This window comes from Thiothrix subterranea (assembly GCF_016772315.1).
Lineage (GTDB): Bacteria > Pseudomonadota > Gammaproteobacteria > Thiotrichales > Thiotrichaceae > Thiothrix > Thiothrix subterranea.
This window is the reverse complement of record NZ_CP053482.1, coordinates 1,626,103-1,643,609: the sequence shown is the minus strand read 5'-3', so window position 1 is coordinate 1,643,609 and position 17,507 is coordinate 1,626,103. Positions and strand designations below refer to the sequence as shown.

The window sequence follows — 17,507 nt, the reverse complement described above, 5'->3', positions numbered from 1 at the left end:
CACTCCACGTTTTTGTCATCAAATTTTAACGTTTCCATGTTAGCAAACCTAGGGCAAACAATTGCTGACAAATGTCAGGGCAGCGGGGTGTTGCGCAAGCGTGCCAATACCGCAGCGGCTTGTTCGCGGGCGTGCTGGGCAGGTGGCAAGTCGCCGTTGAGGTAGGCATCAATGTCTTGCTGAGCCTGCATTTGGTCGTCAAAAGCATGGTGGCGTTGGCGAATACGTTCTAACGAATCTTGCATTCGCGCAAATTTGTCGCTGTGGACGTTGGCATGGCGGGAGAGTTTGCCAACCGCTTGCTGGGCGTGTTGGGTCGCTTGTGCCATGCGCAATTCCGCGCGGTAATGTTCCAGCTTGTTGGCGGTGCTTTTCAGGGTTTGCAACAGCCGCTGTTCGTAAGCGTGCAATTGCGCGTGTTGGCGCTGCTGCTGTTCTAAGCGCACTTCGTGTTGGCTGAAATCTTCTGCCAGTGACAGCGCGGCGGCTTCATCGCCTTGTTCGAGGTAGCGGCGAATCTCTGCCTCTTTCGTTGCCAGTTGGTTTTTCTGCGCCTCAAGCTGGCGTTGCAGGCGTAATTTGTCAGCCATCACTTGTGCAAGGTGTTGCTTGGCTTCGCGTAAATGGCTTTCGGATTCGTAAATCTCCTGCCCCAGAATGCGGGTGGCGTTGGCATCTACCGCCGTTTCGAGCACTTCGCGAGTGCCACCCCGTACCGCCGTGGCGAGTTTTTCGATTAAGTAAAACATGCGGATTGCCTCCCTTACTCGGCGTATTCTTTGAGGATTTTGTTGGTTTTGGCTTCGCTAATGCGATTCAGCAAACGTTGCGCTTCGTGTTCGTCCCGCAGGGTTTTCGATAGCATAATAGTGGAGCTGACAAGAAACAGGGAATTTAGGGCGAGATAGCCTTTGGTGAGCAGATTGCCTTCGAGGAAGAAGATGAAAGCTGCCATCCCTACCAACGCAATGCCGAAGGTGAGTTTGACGAAGAATAACCAGCTACTGGAGTTGGGCAGGGTGATATTGTCGTTCATGGGGTGTTCCTCTGGTTGCGATTAACAGTTGTTATGCTCTGAGAGGAAGATTAGGGGATGGTTGCGCTTGGCGCAACGTGAATGGGAGAAGTTGAATTGGGTACGGCTCAGGGTATTGTTAGGCAATACTCATTAGGTGTATTGATGTTTAATTACCCGCAACACATTCCCATAATACAAATCCTTACCCGTGCTGGTCTGCATCCACAACTCACGCACCTCGCACTGTTGCGGTTTGAAATACTGATGCGCCAAGCGGGTAATTTCCGCCAAGCCAATCGTGGGCGAATACGTGTTGAGAATTAGAAATCCGCGTTGCGTTAACAAGCCTTGCACGCCTTCCAATAACGCTTCCAGCTTATTGTCGAGCTTCCATTTTTCGCCTTTTTTACCCAAGCCCCACGCGGGCGGATCCATAATAATGCCGTCGTAATGCCGCCCGCGTTTGAGTTCGCGCTCCACGAATTTGAGTGCATCTTCACGCACCCATTTAATATCCGCGAGTTTGCTGCGCTCCATATTGGAATGCGCCCACGTCAGCAATGGTTTGACGGAATCGACGTGCAAGGTTTCCGCGCCGGTTTGCCGTGCGATGCACGACGCCGCGCCGGTATACGCAAACAGGTTGAGAAAGCGGCCTTCAGTGGGCAAGTGTTCCGCAATAAAATCCCAATTGCAGCGTTGTTCGGGGAATAAGCCGAGGTGTTTAAAGCGGGTTAATTCGAGCTGGAAACGCAGCCGCTGGTAGCCGATTTCCCAGCTTGTCGGGGCAGCGTCGCGTAAGGGATGCCACACGCCGCTGTGCTTATCGGCCTCGATAAATTCCCAATGCGCCAGCGTGTGCCATTCGCTGTGGGGCTTGCCGGGTTTGAAATAGGCTTGCACGTCGGGGCGAATGGTGAGGATTTTGCCCCAGCGTTCCAGCTTTTTGCCATCGCCTGCGTCGAGCAGTTCGTAGTCATCCCAGCCGTGGGTGTAGAGGCGTTGTTGCGTCATTTAGGGGAAGTCTTGTTGGAAAAAGAGGAACGGTAGGTGGCTAGTTTGTGCAATTGTGCCTCAATCACCCGCTTACTGTCATGCACCGGCATCAACGCCAAGATCGGCAAGCTGTAACGGCTAAGCGTTGTCGATGTCGACGGATTCGCTTTATCGGCGCTTAGCTCGTTCGTAACGGGCGGCGCTGTTGGTGGTTGTTCCGCTTGCCGAGGGTTCAGGACAATCGTGGTATCAACGGGCGGTACCGCCGTGGCACTGACAATTTTGCCAATAATTTCCACCCGTTCTTCTGAGGAAAACTGGGTGATGACATCCAGCACCTTCATGCGTACTTCATGCGTCAGGTGGCGCTCTTCCAGATTGTATTGATGGCATTGTTTGAGGTGCATAATTTCCACCCTAGAACGCCGCCAGATAAGAAATAAGACGGCTCCCGACCCTGATAACACTAAAATTATCGCGACACCTGCGCCGGATACGAGGTAAATACGGCTTTCGATGCTTTCTGCCTTTTGTTTTTGCATGGTGGCATCGTGCGTCAATTTCATGCCCAATTGCGCATTATCGGCGGTCAGTTTTTGCTGGTTAAGGGTGTATTTCGTGGTGGATTCAAGCTGTTTGATGGCAATATCGGCTTGCTGCTTCTGTTGCTCGGCTTGGGTTTTTTGGTTTAATTCCCATTGTTCGGTGGCAAGTTGCCGCTGAATGCGTAACTGTTCCAACTGTACGTCATGGTTTAAGGTTTGCTGCTGGAGGTAAGTTTGGTAATTGAGTTGTTGCTGATTCAAGGCCAAATCACGGTCTAAATCGAGTTCTTTTATCTGCACTTCATGTTGTTGCTTATCGTCATCCAATTGCAACTGCATTCTTACTTCATCAGCAGTACGTGGCTTATTGTCTTTAATCAAAGCGTAGCCAAGGAAGACGCTAAACAAGCCAATTATAAATATTATAAGCACAGCAATGGGTTTCATAAATAGTCTGCGCCAAGGACACTCAAAGTAAAATGAACAAGATGTTTTGGTTTAAAAATACAGAGTATCTCAGTCAATTTCAAGGAAAAATGACTGGTGGATACCACACATTGATCAATGGGCGCTACATCCGGGGCAGTAGCTTGCGCTGATCACCGAATAGGCGTTCGTAATCCCAGTCGCGTATCGCCAGCAGCACAGTCGACCCTTTGCGTTCGCCAATCGGTAGGCTGGCATCATCCTTGCTTAGGGTATCGAAATCTTTGGCTAATTGTGTCATTTTGCGTTGGAACAGGGCGTTACTGGCATCGCTCAACATGCCGTTGAGTACCACCAGTTTTTCGTTGTCTTTGATGAAACGGGCGCGGAAAAATTCGGTTTCGATTTTGGCGAGAAACAACTTCATGATCGGGCCATCATCGCGCCATTTGAAATTGGGGGCAACCAATAGCTTAATCCGATTGCCCGGTTGCAATTCAATAATGTGCAAACGGTCGAGGTGCGCAAGGTAGCGGATCACTTGCGCTTCGCTAAAGTTGTAACGGTTGGTAATGTCTTGCCATGACCAGCGATTCAGCACTAGCACGGTGACGAGCAATAGGTGCAAATCGTCGGCAATTTCTTTTTCCTGTGAATGGCTTAACTCGCTGATCGGCTTGGCGTGTTCGGAGCGCATTTCATGAACAAGATCGGAGATTTCCATGCCCATTAAGGTACAGATTTTATCCAGACGTTGCAGCGATAAATCTTGTTCGGAAAACAGGCGTTTGACGCTGGCTTCGGAGAGTTGCAGGCAAGCGGCGACATCAATATAGGTTTTATTGTGGCGCTTGAGTAGCTTTTTCAGGGTGGTGATGAGTTCGGTGGTTTGCGGCATGTGGATAAATTACCGCATTGTCAGCCGTTTGGGTAGGTAGAGACGCAAAATCTTGTGTCTCTACGGGGAAGCGTGCCGAGGGTTATTTTTTGGTGGATTTTTTGACGGTTTTTTTGGCTTTCTTTTTTGCCTTGGCTTTGGTGACGGCTTTGAAGTCGGAGGCGGTGTAATGCATTTCCTCGTCAGCCATCTGTAAGTTTTGGTCGATGCTGATTGAGAGTGGGCGACCATTATCCAAATCGTATTGCACGCTGATACGGGCAGCTTTGCTGTCAACAGCTTTGCGGATAATGTCGAACAAATCTTCCACGGTTAAGGCATCAGCGCGGCGTTCCAGTGCGAGGGCTACGCCGTCTACGGTTGATTGGGTGACCGTGTTGCCTGATACTTCAATGGCAATCGGTTTGCGAAATTCAGCGGTGCAGAAACACGAGCGTTGCAAGGTGTAGCGGTAATGCGCGGGTTTGTGTAGCCGCCATTTGGTTTCAGCCGCCAGCAGGTCGCGGTTGGCAAGAAAATAGCTGTCGGTAGACGGCGCAGGGTGTTGCACCACCGCGCTGGTATTATCGGTTAAGGCTGGATTGGTTGCGACACAACCACTCAGCAAGCCCGCGCAGAGTGTGGTCAGCAATGTGTATTTCATGGTAATAATCCCCTTGTGGTTGCCGGTGTTGATACAAGCAAATGACCGCTGGAATAGGGGAAAGTTCAGCTAGTCTATGCCAGAATCAAGCCGCCAGCAGACGCTGGTTATTTGCATGAGAATAAAAATATGACACACCGCACATGGTTTCTCTCGCTGCTCGGATTATTTCTGCTACTCGCTATTGCGCTCGGCATTGCCCCACTGTATCGCCATGATTGGATGTTGGAAAATGTCCTCACCCTGGTCGCCGTGCTGCTGTTGTGGAGCACGAGTCAAGCGTTTCCGCTGTCACGCCTTTCCTATACCTTAATCTTTTTGTTTCTGGCTTTGCATGAAGTCGGTTCGCATTACACCTATGCCGAAGTGCCGTATGATCAGTGGTGGCAAGCGGCGTTTGGCTATTCACTCAATGAAGCGCTGGGGTTTGAACGCAACCATTTTGACCGGCTGGTGCATTTTCTGTATGGCTTGTTGTTGGCTTACCCTGTGCGTGAAATGTTTATTCGAGTGGCGGATTTGAAAGGTTTTTGGAGTTATTTTCTGCCGCTGGATTTAACCATGTCCACGTCAATGTTGTACGAATTGGTGGAATGGGTCGTTGCCGTAGGCTTCGGTGGTGAGCTGGGGATGGCGTATCTGGGCACGCAAGGCGACGTGTGGGATGCGCACAAAGACATGGCGCTTGCCAGTGGCGGTGCATTGCTGGCAATGGGGCTGACGGTGGGAATCAATCTGTGGTTGCAACGCGATTTTGCCCGCGAATGGAATGCCAGTTTGCGGGTCAAACATAAGCAGCCGTTAGGCGAAGATGAAATCCGGCGGATGCTGGCGGAAATGTCCATTGACGATAGAGGGTAACGATGAAAGATCAAGATTTTGCTTTGCACCCGCAATTAGCACAAGACACGTATGCGGTCACTGACTTGGGGTTATGCCGCGTATTGCTGATGAATGAAGCGCGTTACCCTTGGCTGATTCTGGTGCCACGTCGTGCCGGAATCCGCGAAATCCACGCGCTCACCCACGCCGAACGCCAACAGTTATGGGCGGAATCGGATCAGGTCAGTCAGGCGTTAATGACGCTGTTCCAGCCGGATAAGCTCAATATTGCGGCATTGGGGAATATAGTGGCGCAATTGCATGTGCATCATATTGCACGGTTTCAAAACGATGCGGCTTGGCCTGCGCCAGTGTGGGGAAAGTTTCCCCCAGAGCCTTATGCGCCGGAGGTCGCCACGACTCATTGCGAATCGTTACGCATGTATTTGCAACGCTAACCTAGGCCCCTCTCGCCGTGAGGAAGAGGGGTTGAAGTGGGTTTAAACCTTCTTCTTGGTCTCAATCATATCGTGAATGATTGGGTTCAGGATCAGCTCCATCGCCAATACCATTTTGCCACCCGGCACCACAATGCTGTTGCGGCGTGACATAAAAGAATCGTGGATCATGGAAAGCAAGAACGGGAAATCCACATTAAACGCTTTGGGATCAGCAAAACGGATAATCACGAAACTTTCATCGGCGGTTGGAATATCCCGCGCAATAAACGGGTTGGACGTATCCACGGTCGGCACCCGCTGGAAGTTGATGTGGGTGCGCGAAAATTGCGGGGTGATGTGGTTAATGTAATCCGGCATCCGGCGCATAATGGTATCGACGGTGGCTTCGGGTGAATAGCCGCGTTCGGCGTGGTCACGCGAAATTTTCTGAATCCATTCCAAGTTGACGCTAGGCACGACACCAATGCCGAGATCCACGTATTTGGCAACGTCATAACCGCCGTATTTTTTATCGGCGCTCGTGTCTTTCACCAAGCCATGCAAGCCTTCGTAGAACAGAATGTCGGTATTGGCTTCGGTATCTTCCCAAGGGGTGAATTCGCCGGAACCCGCGCTGCAAGTGACACCCATATCCGCCAAACGCTTATTGTGGTGCGTGGCTTCGGCATCGTTGTGCAGGTAGTAACGCTTTTTGCCGCTGCCGGTTTCGCCGTAGCTTTTAAACAAAGCTTCCAGCGCGTGGAAATCGTTGGCTGTTGGCCCAAAATGGCTGAAATTGGTTTCTACCGCAGAGCGTTGCTTGAATTCAGTGCGGGTAACGCTGTGAAAGCTGTCACCTTCGACCACGGCTGCCGTGATTTTTTCACGGAAGAAAATGTGCTCAAACGCACGTTTGACGAAGGTGGTGCCTGCACCAGAGGAACCTGTTACAGCGATAACTGGGTGTTTTTTGGACATCGGATCTTCTCCTCTCAGAATATGAATGCGCAATCGACCAACATTCTAACCAAACGGACAGGTTGCCTGTATATGCCTTTCGATAGGGATACGCTAAATAGGGTTTTCACAAAAACTTAATATTAACTTAATCAGGCGTTTAGGTGAGTTATCCCCACATCCTGTGGATAAGTCTGTGGAGAGTTGGTAAAAACAGGTGCAAGAGCGCTTGTTGTATAAGGATTTTTCCCAGATTGCTTAAAAATAAATCAAGTAAATTACCTTTTAAAATCAATTAGTTGAAAATTTCGCAGGGTTGTACTGGGGCATTTCAATGGGATGTTGAAGGGCTTTCACCATATCTTGTGCCATGTGCATAACTCTGTAGCCACTGCGAAAAGTGCTTGACACAAGATGTAGTGTTGCAGCCAATTTGCGCGGATACCAGCGCATAATGTGTCGGAATCCGCTATCATTACCGGCTTTCCAATCACTTACCCATTATTTGTTATGAAACAAGCTCAGCCCCGTGTCGGTTTTGTCAGTCTCGGTTGCCCTAAGGCGTTGGTGGATTCCGAACGCATCCTTACCCAATTGCGTGCCGAAGGTTATGAAATCAGCGGCAGTTATGACGATGCCGATTTGGTGGTGGTGAATACCTGCGGTTTTATTGATTCTGCGGTAGAAGAGTCGCTGGAAGCCATCGGCGAAGCACTCGATGAAAACGGCAAAGTGATTGTGACCGGCTGCTTGGGGGCAAATGCAAGCACGGTGCTGGACGCTTACCCCAATGTGCTTGCCGTGACCGGCCCACATGCGTATGAAGCGGTGATGCAATCGGTGCATCAGCATTTACCGCCCTTGCATGACCCGTACACGCACCTGATTCCACCGCAAGGGGTGCGCCTGACGCCGCGCCATTACGCTTACCTGAAAATTTCGGAAGGCTGTAACCACCGTTGTTCGTTTTGCATTATTCCCTCCTTGCGTGGCGATTTGGTGTCGCGCCCGATTGGGGATGTATTGCAGGAAGCCGAAAATCTGGTGAATGCCGGGGTGAAAGAGTTATTGGTGATTTCGCAAGACACCAGCGCGTATGGAATTGATGTGAAATACCGCACGGGTTTTTGGCAAGGTCGCCCGATCAAAACGCATTCGCAGCAATTGGCGGAAGCCTTGGGTGACATGGGCGTGTGGGTGCGCTTGCATTATGTCTACCCGTATCCGCATGTCGATAACCTGCTGCCGTTGATGGCGGAAGGCAAAATTTTGCCGTATCTGGATATTCCCTTCCAGCACGCCAGCCCCACCGTGTTGAAAAACATGCGCCGCCCAGCTCATGCGGAAAAAGTGCTGGAACGTTTGGGCAAATGGCGGGCAACCTGCCCGGAGATTGCAGTACGCAGTACCTTTATTGTGGGTTTCCCCGGTGAAACGGAAGATGATTTTGAAACCTTGCTGGATTTCCTAGAGGAAGCGCAACTCGACCGCGTAGGCGCATTCACTTATTCGCCGGTTAAGGGCGCAGACGCTAACGCTATCGACGGCGCAGTGCCGGAAGAAGTCAAAGAGGAGCGTCTGGAACGTTTCATGGAATTACAAGCCGAAATCAGCGCTGCCAAGCTCAGCCGCTTGATTGGCAAGACCATGACGGTACTGGTGGATGAAGCGGGTGACGGGCAAAGCATTGCACGTACTCACCGTGACGCGCCTGAAATTGACGGGCAGGTCATCATCGAAGGCGTCGAATTACCGGTCGGTGAATTTGTGCAAGTGCACATTACTCATGCTGATGAACATGACTTGTGGGCAAAAATTTAATCATTATCAATAAGATAATTTAGTTTGCCCAACATGCTTTATTTATTTACCCTGAGAATTGAACTCTCGGCAAGAAAAGTTGCCTAAAAATAGAACGATTCAATGACGGCGCTATGCGATTAGTTTTTGTGTATAAAGTGATCATTATCACTGTATTATACCCAGACTATCCATTAAAATAGCTAATGACTATTTAATGATGCGCCTGCACAAGGGCTAAACAGATGATTAAGGCATTCAACCAATTATGCAGTGCTATCCTCGCAAATTTGCACGATGCACTGCCAGTACTTGTTATTATTATTTTTTATCAAATGACGATTCTTGAAATTCCACTCGCCGAGATTGTGGGCATGTTGGGTTGGGTGGTATTCGTGTCATTTGGGATGGTAATGATTTTATAAATAAAAAACCCCCGATCAGGCGGGGGTTTAGTCTGGCTAATAATACAAATTATTGCGCACTGGCTACGCTATTTTGCGCACCGTAATACACCCATTCCACCAGATCATCATGCGCTTCTTTGGCAGTAGCACGGATGCTGGCATCGTTGTGTAATAGCGCCACCACGTAAGTTTGCCCATTTGCCGCCGTCAAATACCCCGCCAGTGCGCGTACATCACGCAAGGTGCCGGTCTTGAACTTACCGCGCCCCGCCAGATTTTTCAGGCGACTTTTCACCGTGCCATCCACGCCCAGCACCGCCATTGAGCGCATTAATTCATCGCGATAGGGGCTGTTGTAAGCGTCGACTAGCATTTCGCCCATTTCACGGGTGGAAATGCGTTCTACACGGCTGAGGCCAGAGCCATTTTCGATTTTCAGGTTGGAAAAGCGTAAGCCCCGGCTTTCCATGAATTGTCCCACTGCACCCGCGCCTTTTTGAGTCGTGCCGGGAGCGCCGAATTGCTTAGCCCCCATTGAGAGCAATACTTGGCGGGCTTTGACGTTGTTGCTTTCTTTGTTGATTTCGACCAACACATTACTCAAGGGTTGGGAATGGTGCGTGCTGACCAGTTGCGCTCCGGCGGGTACGGCTTGCACTTGCAGGCCACCGCTCAGATTCCCGCTCATTTCACCGACCCAGATTTTCCAGAAGTCCCCGAACAAGTTGGCATTTAAGTCACTGCCGTTGCGGGGCGCAATCGGGCAGATTTTTTGGATTTGCCCGGCTTTATTGCGCATTTCATAGCAACTGCCGCGTTCGTTATAGAGCAAGGCTTCCGGTTGCGCGTTGTAGTCTGCCCCGGCGTTGCCATCAATCGCGGCTTGTGGCGGAACGTTAAAGTAGCTTTTGTCGACCACGAAATTCCCGGCGATCGTGCGGATACCCCGCGCCCGCAATGCTTGCAGCAATTGCCGGAAATCGGCTTCACGGAAGTCAGGGTTGCCGTAACCTTTAATAATGACATCGCCTTGCAAGGTGTCACCCACCACATTGCCTGCGGTGTAAATTTCGGTCGGCCAGCGGTAAGTTGGCCCTAATACGCCCAACGCGGCGTAGCTGGTCACCAGTTTCATGGTGGAAGCCGGGTTGCGCGGCGTATCAGCATACGCCACCAGCAACGGTTGACCGCCACTGACTGGGCGCACATAAGCCCCAAGGTTTTGTTCTGACAAGCCGCGTAGCCGCAAGCTGCTGGCAATATTGTCAGGCAAGCGGTTGAGTTTGCCTGCACCCCGGTAAGTTTTATCGCCACCCGCTGATTGGAGTTGCGTGGGGGAAATTTGTGCCGTCGGTGGGGTTTGCTGCTCAGGCGCGTTAAATGCAACAGCCTGTTGTGGGTTTTGGGTGCGGTTGGTAATCGCTGCCTGCTGGCGGGAAGGCGCTGGCGCTGTGTCTCCAAATAATTCGCTTTGTGAATGCGTGGCGACCGCTGTACCCGGCTGCACATTTTGTGAACTGCAAGCCGCCATCGAAACCGATAATGCTAGTAACGCGCTAATGTGCAAAATTCGCATAGATTCCCCGTTCTTCATGATTCCTGTCCCTAATAATTCTAGCGCCCCGTTTAAAAACAGGTGAGATAATAAAGTAAATATTGTAAGCCCTGTTGCCCGATAAGTCTGTCATAACCTGCATAAATAGAGACTTAATTTGCCCAAAAAGTTCAATCGTCAACTGAAATTGTCCGGGTACGTTGGTATGGGAATAGCTTTACAATTATAGACAGCGTGCTATGATTTTTAACGACTTATTCTTTTTAGTCGGAGGAATTGATATAACAATGAAAATACAACAACCCAAATGGTCAAGCGTGACACGCAGTGTCAGCATTGGCATGACAGCATTGGCTTTAGCCGTGACATTTAGTTTACCCAGCGCAGCGTTAGCCAAAGAGAAAGCGGCGACCGCTAAAGTCTCGAAACACAAGGCGGCGAAAACCGCCAGCCACCGTTCCGTTAAAACCAAGCTGAAGGTAAAGGCGAAAACCAAGGCCAGCAAACCTGCCAAAAAGCGTTTAGTGAGTAAAAAACGCCAGCTATCCAAGAACCGCAACGCCCGCGATTCATCAGCCCCGCTGGTCTGGAATGCTGCCCATGAACCAAAACAGGCGTATTACGTGATGCCTGATTCGCTAGGGGGCAAGGTCGCTACCCCGCAACCCCAGCCCGGTTATCTGCAAGTCAGCGCTCATCAGAATTCCGCCAAAACGTCCCCTCCCGCTCCCGCCCGCGATACCGACGCTCCCGCCAAACCTCACCAAGTCGGCACTGCTTCTTATTACAGTGATAAGTTTGACGGGGGCAGAACCGCCAGTGGCGAACGTTTCGATCAGGACGGTTTGACGTGCGCCCACGGCAGTTTACCGTTTGGTTGCCGCATTCGTGTCACGAATTTGCGCAATAACAAAGCTGTTGAAGTCAAGGTGAATGACCGTGGTGGTTTCAGCAAGCATGGGCGTGTGGTCGATTTATCCAAAGCAGCAGCAAAAGAAATTGGCATGGTTGGCACCGGAACCGCCAAAGTCAAAGTCGAGGTATTGGAATAAACCATTCTTGGCGTTCCCGCGTACACAGTCGCACGGTTGCGTTAGTGGCAATCGTGCTGTTGGCAACGCTCACTTTAGCCACGGTTTATTACGCGGTACACCAAAACGCCGCTGAACGTTTGCAGCAAAAAACCGAGGCGTTATCCCAACAATTGGTGGGGCAACTCATTGCCGAATTGGAAAAACACGGTTATCTGCCCGAATTATTGGGGCAAGCCCCCGCCGCCCGTGCGCTCCTAGCCAGCGCCACTCCCGATCCTGAACGTTTAGCGGCTTTCAACCGTACCCTGGAAACGGCGAACCGGATTGCTAGAACAGCGGATATTTACCTGATGCGAGCCGATGGCATGACCATTGCCGCGAGTAATTGGAATACCCAAGCCTCCTTTATCGGTAAAAACTTTGCATTTCGGCAATATTTTCAACAGGCGATGCAAGGGCAACTGGGGCGTTATTATGCCTTGGGGACAACCTCGAAAAAACGCGGCTATTATTTCGCTCATGCCATCCCGGATGCACAGGGTAAGCCCTTGGGCGTGATGGTGGTTAAAGTGGACATCAATACCCAAGAAGCGCAATGGCAGCAAGACAGTGCCGAATTCATGGTGACGGATTTAAACGGTGTGGTGTTTATGTCCAGCCAAGAAGCATGGCGTTTGCAAACCTTGCAGCCGTTGTCAGCGTTGACGCAAGCGGCCTTATTTCATAATCAGCGTTACGATCAGCAAGCCCTTAACCCTTTGCCTTGGCGCTCGCGGATTGACCCTGCGTTGGAATTGCAACGGGTGGATACCGGCACACACGATTATTTAGTGCACAAACGCGCCATGCCGTTTATTGATTGGAATGTTTACATTCTCACCGATTGGCGCAGCGTTACCCGTCCGGTAGTGGTAACGGTGGCGATGACGGCTTTCATGCTGTTGTTGACTTTATTGCTGGTGTACGTGCTGTGGAAAAATCAACGGCAACGCCGTGAATACGAGCAAAAAGCCCGCGAAGATTTGGAGGCAAAAGTCGCCGAACGCACCCGCGAATTGCAGCATACCCAAGAAGAATTGGTGCAAGCGGCGAAAATGGCCGCCTTGGGGCAGCTTTCCGCTGGCATCAATCACGAACTCAATAACCCGCTGACCGCGATTCGGGCGTATGCCGACAATGCCACGCAATTTCTCGCCATTGGCAAGCCGGAAATGGCGCATCACAATTTGCTGGAAATTGTCAGCCTGACCGAGCGCATGGCGACCATTACCCGCCAATTGAAAACCTTTTCGCGCAAAAGTGCTGGTCAAATTGAAACCTGTGATTTGCACTGGGCCTTGGATTCGGCATTAAGCATTGTGCAGCCCAAATTGGCGCAAACCCGCATTGTATTGGAACAGCAGCGCGACCCCGCAACGCGCTACGTGCAAGCCGATTTGGTGTGGTTAGAACAAATTCTGGTGAATTTAATCAGCAATGCCGCCGAAGCCGTGGAAGAGCAAGCCGAACCACGGGTGTGGGTAACATTGCAAGCCCACGCCGGGCAAGTGGACATTAGCGTGCGTGATAACGGCACGGGGATTAGCGAAGCCGCCATGCCGCATGTATTTGAAGCGTTTTTCACCACCAAAATCATTGGCAAAGGCTTGGGGCTGGGCTTGTCGATTTCTTACCGGCTGGCACGTGATATGAACGGGCAGTTACGGGTAGCTAATGCACCGCAAGGTGGTGCAATATTCACGCTCACCTTGCAACAAGCCGCCGCCGGAGAGACCGAATGATTGCCCCGAATGTTCTGTTGGTTGATGATGAAAAAACAGTCCGCGATGCCACGGCGCAATCGCTGCTGCTGGCGGGGTACGAAGTGCAAACGTTTAGCCGTGCCGCTGACGCTTTGCCATTGATCACGGCGGAATTCGAGGGCGTGATTATTTCCGACATCCGAATGCCGGAAATGGATGGCTTGGAATTTCTGCAACACGTCTTGCGCATTGACCGCGACTTGCCAGTGATTTTGATTAGCGGACACGCGGATGTGGCAACGGCAGTCAGCGCGATTCGCAACGGCGGTTACGATTTGCTGGAAAAACCGTTTTCCAATACGCAATTGGTGGAAGTGTTGAAACGCGCCAGTGACAAGCGCCGCCTCACCTTAGAAAATCGCGCCTTGAAAGAAGCACTCGCTAATCAAACCCGCCCCGGCCCGCGCATTATTGGGCAAACCCCGGCGATTATGTTGTTGCGCAAAATGATTACCCGCATTGCGAATGTGAATGCCGATGTGTTGGTCATGGGCGAAACCGGCACGGGCAAAGAGTTGGTGGCGCGTTCGATCCACGAACAAAGCCAGCGCCGCGATCACAATTACGTGGCGATTAACTGCGCGGCGATTCCCGCCAGTTTGTTGGACAGTGAGTTATTCGGGCATGAAGCGGGCGCATTCACCGGCGCAAAAGGCAAACGCATTGGCAAGTTTGAACACGCCAACGGCGGCACGCTGTTTCTGGATGAAATCGAAGGAATGCCGCTGACCACACAAGCGCCGTTATTGCGGGTGCTGCAAGAACGCCAGATTGAACGGCTGGGGTCGAACAAGCTGATTCCGCTGGATATTCGGGTGATCGCCGCCACTAAAGTCGATTTGAAGGATGCTGCCGAACGTGCGGAATTTCGCCGCGATTTGTATTACCGCTTGAATGTGGTGACGCTGGAAATTCCCCCGCTGCGAGCGCGACGTGAAGACATTCCGTTGCTGTTTCAGCATTTCGTGTTGATTGCGGCGGCGCGTTGTGAAACCGAAGTACCGCCGCTGAATAGCCGTGCGCTGCACGTGTTGATGGGGCATGACTGGCCGGGGAATATCCGCGAATTGCGCAATATTGCCGAGCGTTATGTGCTATTGGGGGAGGCTTACAACTTTGATCTGGCAACCTTGATGAACGCGGGTGATCGGCTGGAAGGGCTGTCCTTGACCGAACAAGTGGCGTGTTTCGAGAAAACTTTGATTGTGCAGGCATTAAACCACCATCAGGGCAATACCCGTGCGGTGATGGAGGCGTTGGATGTGCCGCGCAAAACCCTGACCGACAAAATGAAAAAGTACGGCTTAGAGCGCGAACAGTTTCGGGAATAGCGTCGGGAATAACGAACGCGCCCAGAAACCGCTATACTCTGGCTTTTACCCAGCGTCATGCAAACCCCTATGCCAAGCAATAGCCGTAAACCGCTCGTCCTCGTGGACGGTTCATCCTACCTATTCCGCGCTTTCCACGCGCTGCCACCGCTGACCAATGCACACGGCGAACCCACCGGCGCGATGCACGGCGTGCTGAATATGCTGGATAAATTGCGTAAGGATTACGACCCCGAACACATGGCGGTGATTTTCGACGCACCCGGCAAAACCTTCCGCGATGACCTTTACCCGCAATACAAAGCCAACCGCCCGCCGATGCCGGAGGACTTGCGCTGCCAAATTGAACCGTTGCTGACGATTATCCGGGCGCAAGGCTATCCGCTGCTGATTATTCCCGACGTGGAAGCCGACGACGTAATCGGTACGTTAGCGGCGCAATACGACGGCAAGGTGATTATTTCCACCGGCGACAAAGACATGGCGCAATTGGTGGATGAGCGCGTTCACCTGATCAATACCATGAGCGGGCATTACGCCGACCCCGCTGGTGTGGTGGAAAAATTCGGGGTCGCGCCGGAACGCATCCGCGATTACCTCGCGCTGATTGGCGATACGGTAGATAACGTCCCCGGTGTCAACAAAGTTGGCCCTAAAACAGCGGTCAAATGGCTGGAGGAATACGGTTCGCTGGAAAACATTATGGCGCGAGCAGCCGAATTCAAAGGCAAAATCGGCGAAAACTTGCGCGAAGCCTTGGCGCATTTGCCGCTGTCTTTCGAGCTGGTCACGATTAAGTGCGATGTGGAACTGGATTTGCAGCCGGAAACGCTGGCGTTTGATCCGCCGGACGTGGAAACCTTGCGGGCGTTGTACGAGCGGTATGGGTTTCGGACAAGATTGGCGGGGTTGGATTCCCCTGTAGGGGCGACCGGCCGGTCGCCCTCTGTATCATTATCCTCAGTTGCTATCGAGGATACGCCGCAGGTAGAGGAGAGGGCGACCGGCCGGTCGCCCCTACGGTATACGACAATTCTCACCCAACCCGACCTAGACGCTTGGCTAACCCGCCTGCAAACCGCCGCCGAATTCGCCTTCGACACCGAAACCACCAGCCTCGATTACATGGAAGCGCAAATCGTCGGCGTGTCGTTTGCCATCGCAGCGGGCGAAGCGGCTTATTTGCCATTGGCGCACGATTATCTCGGCGCACCGCCACAACTCAACCGTGAAGCGGTGCTGGCGCAACTCAAGCCCCTGCTGGAAGACTCTGCTATTCGCAAGATCGGGCAAAACCTCAAATACGACCGCAGCGTATTGCTGAATCACGGAATTACCTTGCGCGGCATTGCTCACGACACCATGTTGCAATCGTATGTGCTGGATTCGACCGCCAGCCGCCACGATTTCGACACGCTGTGTGCCAAGCACCTCAACCACACCACCATCAGCTTTGCGGACATTGCCGGTAAGGGCAAAAACCAACTGACGTTCAACCAAGTCGCGCTGGAACAAGCGACACCGTATGCGGCGGAAGATGCCGATTACACCTTGCGCCTGCATCAACATTTCTGGGCGCAACTGCAAGCCCTCGACGGGCAGCGCAAGCTCTATGAAAGCGTGGAAGTGCCGCTGGTGAGCGTGCTGTCGACGATTGAGCGCAATGGGGTGAAAGTCGACGCGGCGATGTTGGCGCGTCACAGCCAAGAACTCGAAACGCGGATGCATTCGGTGATGTTGGAGGCTTACGCGGCGGCGGGGCAGGAATTTAACCTTGCCTCACCCAAGCAATTGGGGGAAATCCTTTACACCAAACTCGGTTTGACCGCGCCGCGCAAAACCCCCAAGGGGCAGCCGTCTACTGCTGAGGACGTGTTGGAAGAACTGGCGGACATGGGGCATGAATTGCCCAAGCTGATTTTAGTGCATCGTGGGTTGGCGAAGCTCAAATCCACCTACACCGACAAATTGCCGCAGCAAATTAACCCGCGTACCGGGCGGGTGCATACCTCTTACCATCAGGCGGTGGCTTCGACGGGGCGATTGTCGTCGTCAGACCCGAATTTGCAGAATATCCCGATCCGCAATGAGGAGGGGCGGCGCATTCGCCAAGCGTTTATCGCGGAAAGCGGCTGTCAATTGCTGGCGGCGGATTATTCCCAGATCGAATTACGCATTATGGCGCATTTGTCCCGTGATGCCGGTTTGTTGAATGCGTTTGCGCAAGGGTTGGATGTGCATCGTGCCACGGCTGCGGAAGTCTTCGGCACACCATTGGCGGAAGTGACCACGGAACAACGTCGGGCGGCGAAGGCGATTAACTTCGGGCTGATGTACGGAATGTCGGCATTTGGCTTGGCAAAACAGTTGGGTGTGGATCGGCGTGATGCGCAAGATTACGTCAATCTGTATTTTGCTCGTTACCCCGGCGTGAAACAGTACATGGATGACACCCGCGAACAAGCACGCGCCCAAGGCTATGTGGAAACGCTGTTCGGGCGGCGTTTGTTCCTGCCGGATATTCATTCAAAAAATGCCGCTACCCGCCAGTATGCCGAACGCACTGCGATTAATGCGCCAATGCAAGGCACGGCGGCGGATATTATTAAGAAAGCAATGTTGGCGGTGGATGCGTGGCTGCAAGGCAGCGGCTTGCGCACCAAAATGATTATGCAAGTGCACGATGAACTGGTGTTTGAAGTGCCGGAAAACGAGATGGCAACGGTGCGCGAACACGTGGTTGCGCTGATGACGAATGCCGCAGTGTTAGCAGTGCCATTGTTAGTGGAAAGTGGGGTGGGGAATAATTGGGATGAGGCACATTAAGGGCGCA

16 protein-coding genes are annotated in these 17,507 nt (G+C 52.1%); 8 read left to right on the top strand and 8 right to left on the bottom strand.

Annotated features, from left to right (window positions below):
- Positions 1-74: 74 nt before the first annotated feature.
- The 6 genes from HMY34_RS08085 to HMY34_RS08060 form a co-directional block, all read right to left on the bottom strand.
- Complete coding sequence (locus tag HMY34_RS08085) at positions 75-749, bottom strand: PspA/IM30 family protein (protein WP_202718743.1); 675 nt, start codon at positions 747-749, stop codon at positions 75-77.
- Positions 750-763: 14 nt separating this feature from the next.
- Positions 764-1,036, bottom strand: coding sequence for a YiaA/YiaB family inner membrane protein (locus HMY34_RS08080; RefSeq protein WP_202718742.1), 273 nt, complete (start codon positions 1,034-1,036; stop codon positions 764-766).
- 132 nt (positions 1,037-1,168) lie between these two features.
- Complete coding sequence (locus HMY34_RS08075; protein WP_202718741.1) at positions 1,169-2,032, bottom strand: class I SAM-dependent methyltransferase; 864 nt, start codon at positions 2,030-2,032, stop codon at positions 1,169-1,171.
- The gene (locus HMY34_RS08070) at positions 2,029-3,006 is read right to left on the bottom strand and encodes a hypothetical protein (protein WP_202718740.1); all 978 of its coding nucleotides are present in this window, start codon (positions 3,004-3,006) and stop codon (positions 2,029-2,031) included. The genes HMY34_RS08075 and HMY34_RS08070 overlap by 4 nt, the downstream gene beginning before the upstream one ends.
- Before the next feature lie 124 nt (positions 3,007-3,130).
- Positions 3,131-3,883 (bottom strand): helix-turn-helix domain-containing protein, encoded by a 753-nt coding sequence (locus HMY34_RS08065; protein ID WP_202718739.1) that lies wholly within the window; start codon positions 3,881-3,883, stop codon positions 3,131-3,133.
- Positions 3,884-3,965: 82 nt separating this feature from the next.
- Complete coding sequence (locus HMY34_RS08060; protein WP_202718738.1) at positions 3,966-4,526, bottom strand: DUF6174 domain-containing protein; 561 nt, start codon at positions 4,524-4,526, stop codon at positions 3,966-3,968.
- A gap of 129 nt (positions 4,527-4,655) precedes the next feature.
- Here HMY34_RS08060 and HMY34_RS08055 point away from each other — a divergent pair, with 129 nt between their 5' ends.
- Positions 4,656-5,387 (top strand): DUF2238 domain-containing protein, encoded by a 732-nt coding sequence (locus tag HMY34_RS08055; RefSeq protein ID WP_202718737.1) that lies wholly within the window; start codon positions 4,656-4,658, stop codon positions 5,385-5,387.
- 2 nt (positions 5,388-5,389) lie between these two features.
- A complete protein-coding gene (locus HMY34_RS08050) occupies positions 5,390-5,806 on the top strand; it encodes an HIT domain-containing protein (RefSeq protein WP_202718736.1) in 417 nt (138 codons plus the stop codon).
- A 42-nt stretch (positions 5,807-5,848) separates the two neighbouring features.
- Here the strand turns inward: HMY34_RS08050 and HMY34_RS08045 are convergent, their stop codons facing one another.
- A complete protein-coding gene (locus HMY34_RS08045; protein WP_202718735.1) occupies positions 5,849-6,766 on the bottom strand; it encodes a phosphoribulokinase in 918 nt (305 codons plus the stop codon).
- Positions 6,767-7,255: 489 nt separating this feature from the next.
- Between HMY34_RS08045 and rimO the strand changes: the two genes are divergently transcribed.
- Complete coding sequence (rimO, locus tag HMY34_RS08040; RefSeq protein WP_202718734.1) at positions 7,256-8,566, top strand: 30S ribosomal protein S12 methylthiotransferase RimO; 1,311 nt, start codon at positions 7,256-7,258, stop codon at positions 8,564-8,566.
- A 224-nt stretch (positions 8,567-8,790) separates the two neighbouring features.
- Positions 8,791-8,970, top strand: coding sequence for a hypothetical protein (locus tag HMY34_RS08035; RefSeq protein ID WP_202718733.1), 180 nt, complete (start codon positions 8,791-8,793; stop codon positions 8,968-8,970).
- A 49-nt stretch (positions 8,971-9,019) separates the two neighbouring features.
- Here HMY34_RS08035 and HMY34_RS08030 read toward each other — a convergent pair whose 3' ends face one another.
- Positions 9,020-10,546: a D-alanyl-D-alanine carboxypeptidase/D-alanyl-D-alanine-endopeptidase gene (locus HMY34_RS08030; protein ID WP_228288011.1), complete on the bottom strand. Its 1,527-nt coding sequence runs from the start codon at positions 10,544-10,546 to the stop codon at positions 9,020-9,022.
- A gap of 248 nt (positions 10,547-10,794) precedes the next feature.
- Between HMY34_RS08030 and HMY34_RS08025 the strand changes: the two genes are divergently transcribed.
- The 4 genes from HMY34_RS08025 (at position 10,795) to polA (ending at position 17,500) form a co-directional block, all read left to right on the top strand.
- Entirely contained in the window at positions 10,795-11,559 is a 765-nt protein-coding gene (locus HMY34_RS08025) for a septal ring lytic transglycosylase RlpA family protein (RefSeq protein WP_202718732.1), read from the top strand.
- A 44-nt stretch (positions 11,560-11,603) separates the two neighbouring features.
- The gene (locus HMY34_RS08020) at positions 11,604-13,322 is read left to right on the top strand and encodes a sensor histidine kinase (RefSeq protein ID WP_202718731.1); all 1,719 of its coding nucleotides are present in this window, start codon (positions 11,604-11,606) and stop codon (positions 13,320-13,322) included.
- Positions 13,319-14,674 (top strand): sigma-54-dependent transcriptional regulator, encoded by a 1,356-nt coding sequence (locus HMY34_RS08015; protein ID WP_202718730.1) that lies wholly within the window; start codon positions 13,319-13,321, stop codon positions 14,672-14,674. Before HMY34_RS08020 ends, HMY34_RS08015 begins: the two co-directional genes overlap by 4 nt.
- 69 nt (positions 14,675-14,743) lie before the next feature.
- Positions 14,744-17,500 (top strand): DNA polymerase I, encoded by a 2,757-nt coding sequence (gene polA / locus HMY34_RS08010; protein WP_202718729.1) that lies wholly within the window; start codon positions 14,744-14,746, stop codon positions 17,498-17,500.
- Positions 17,501-17,507: the final 7 nt, after the last annotated feature.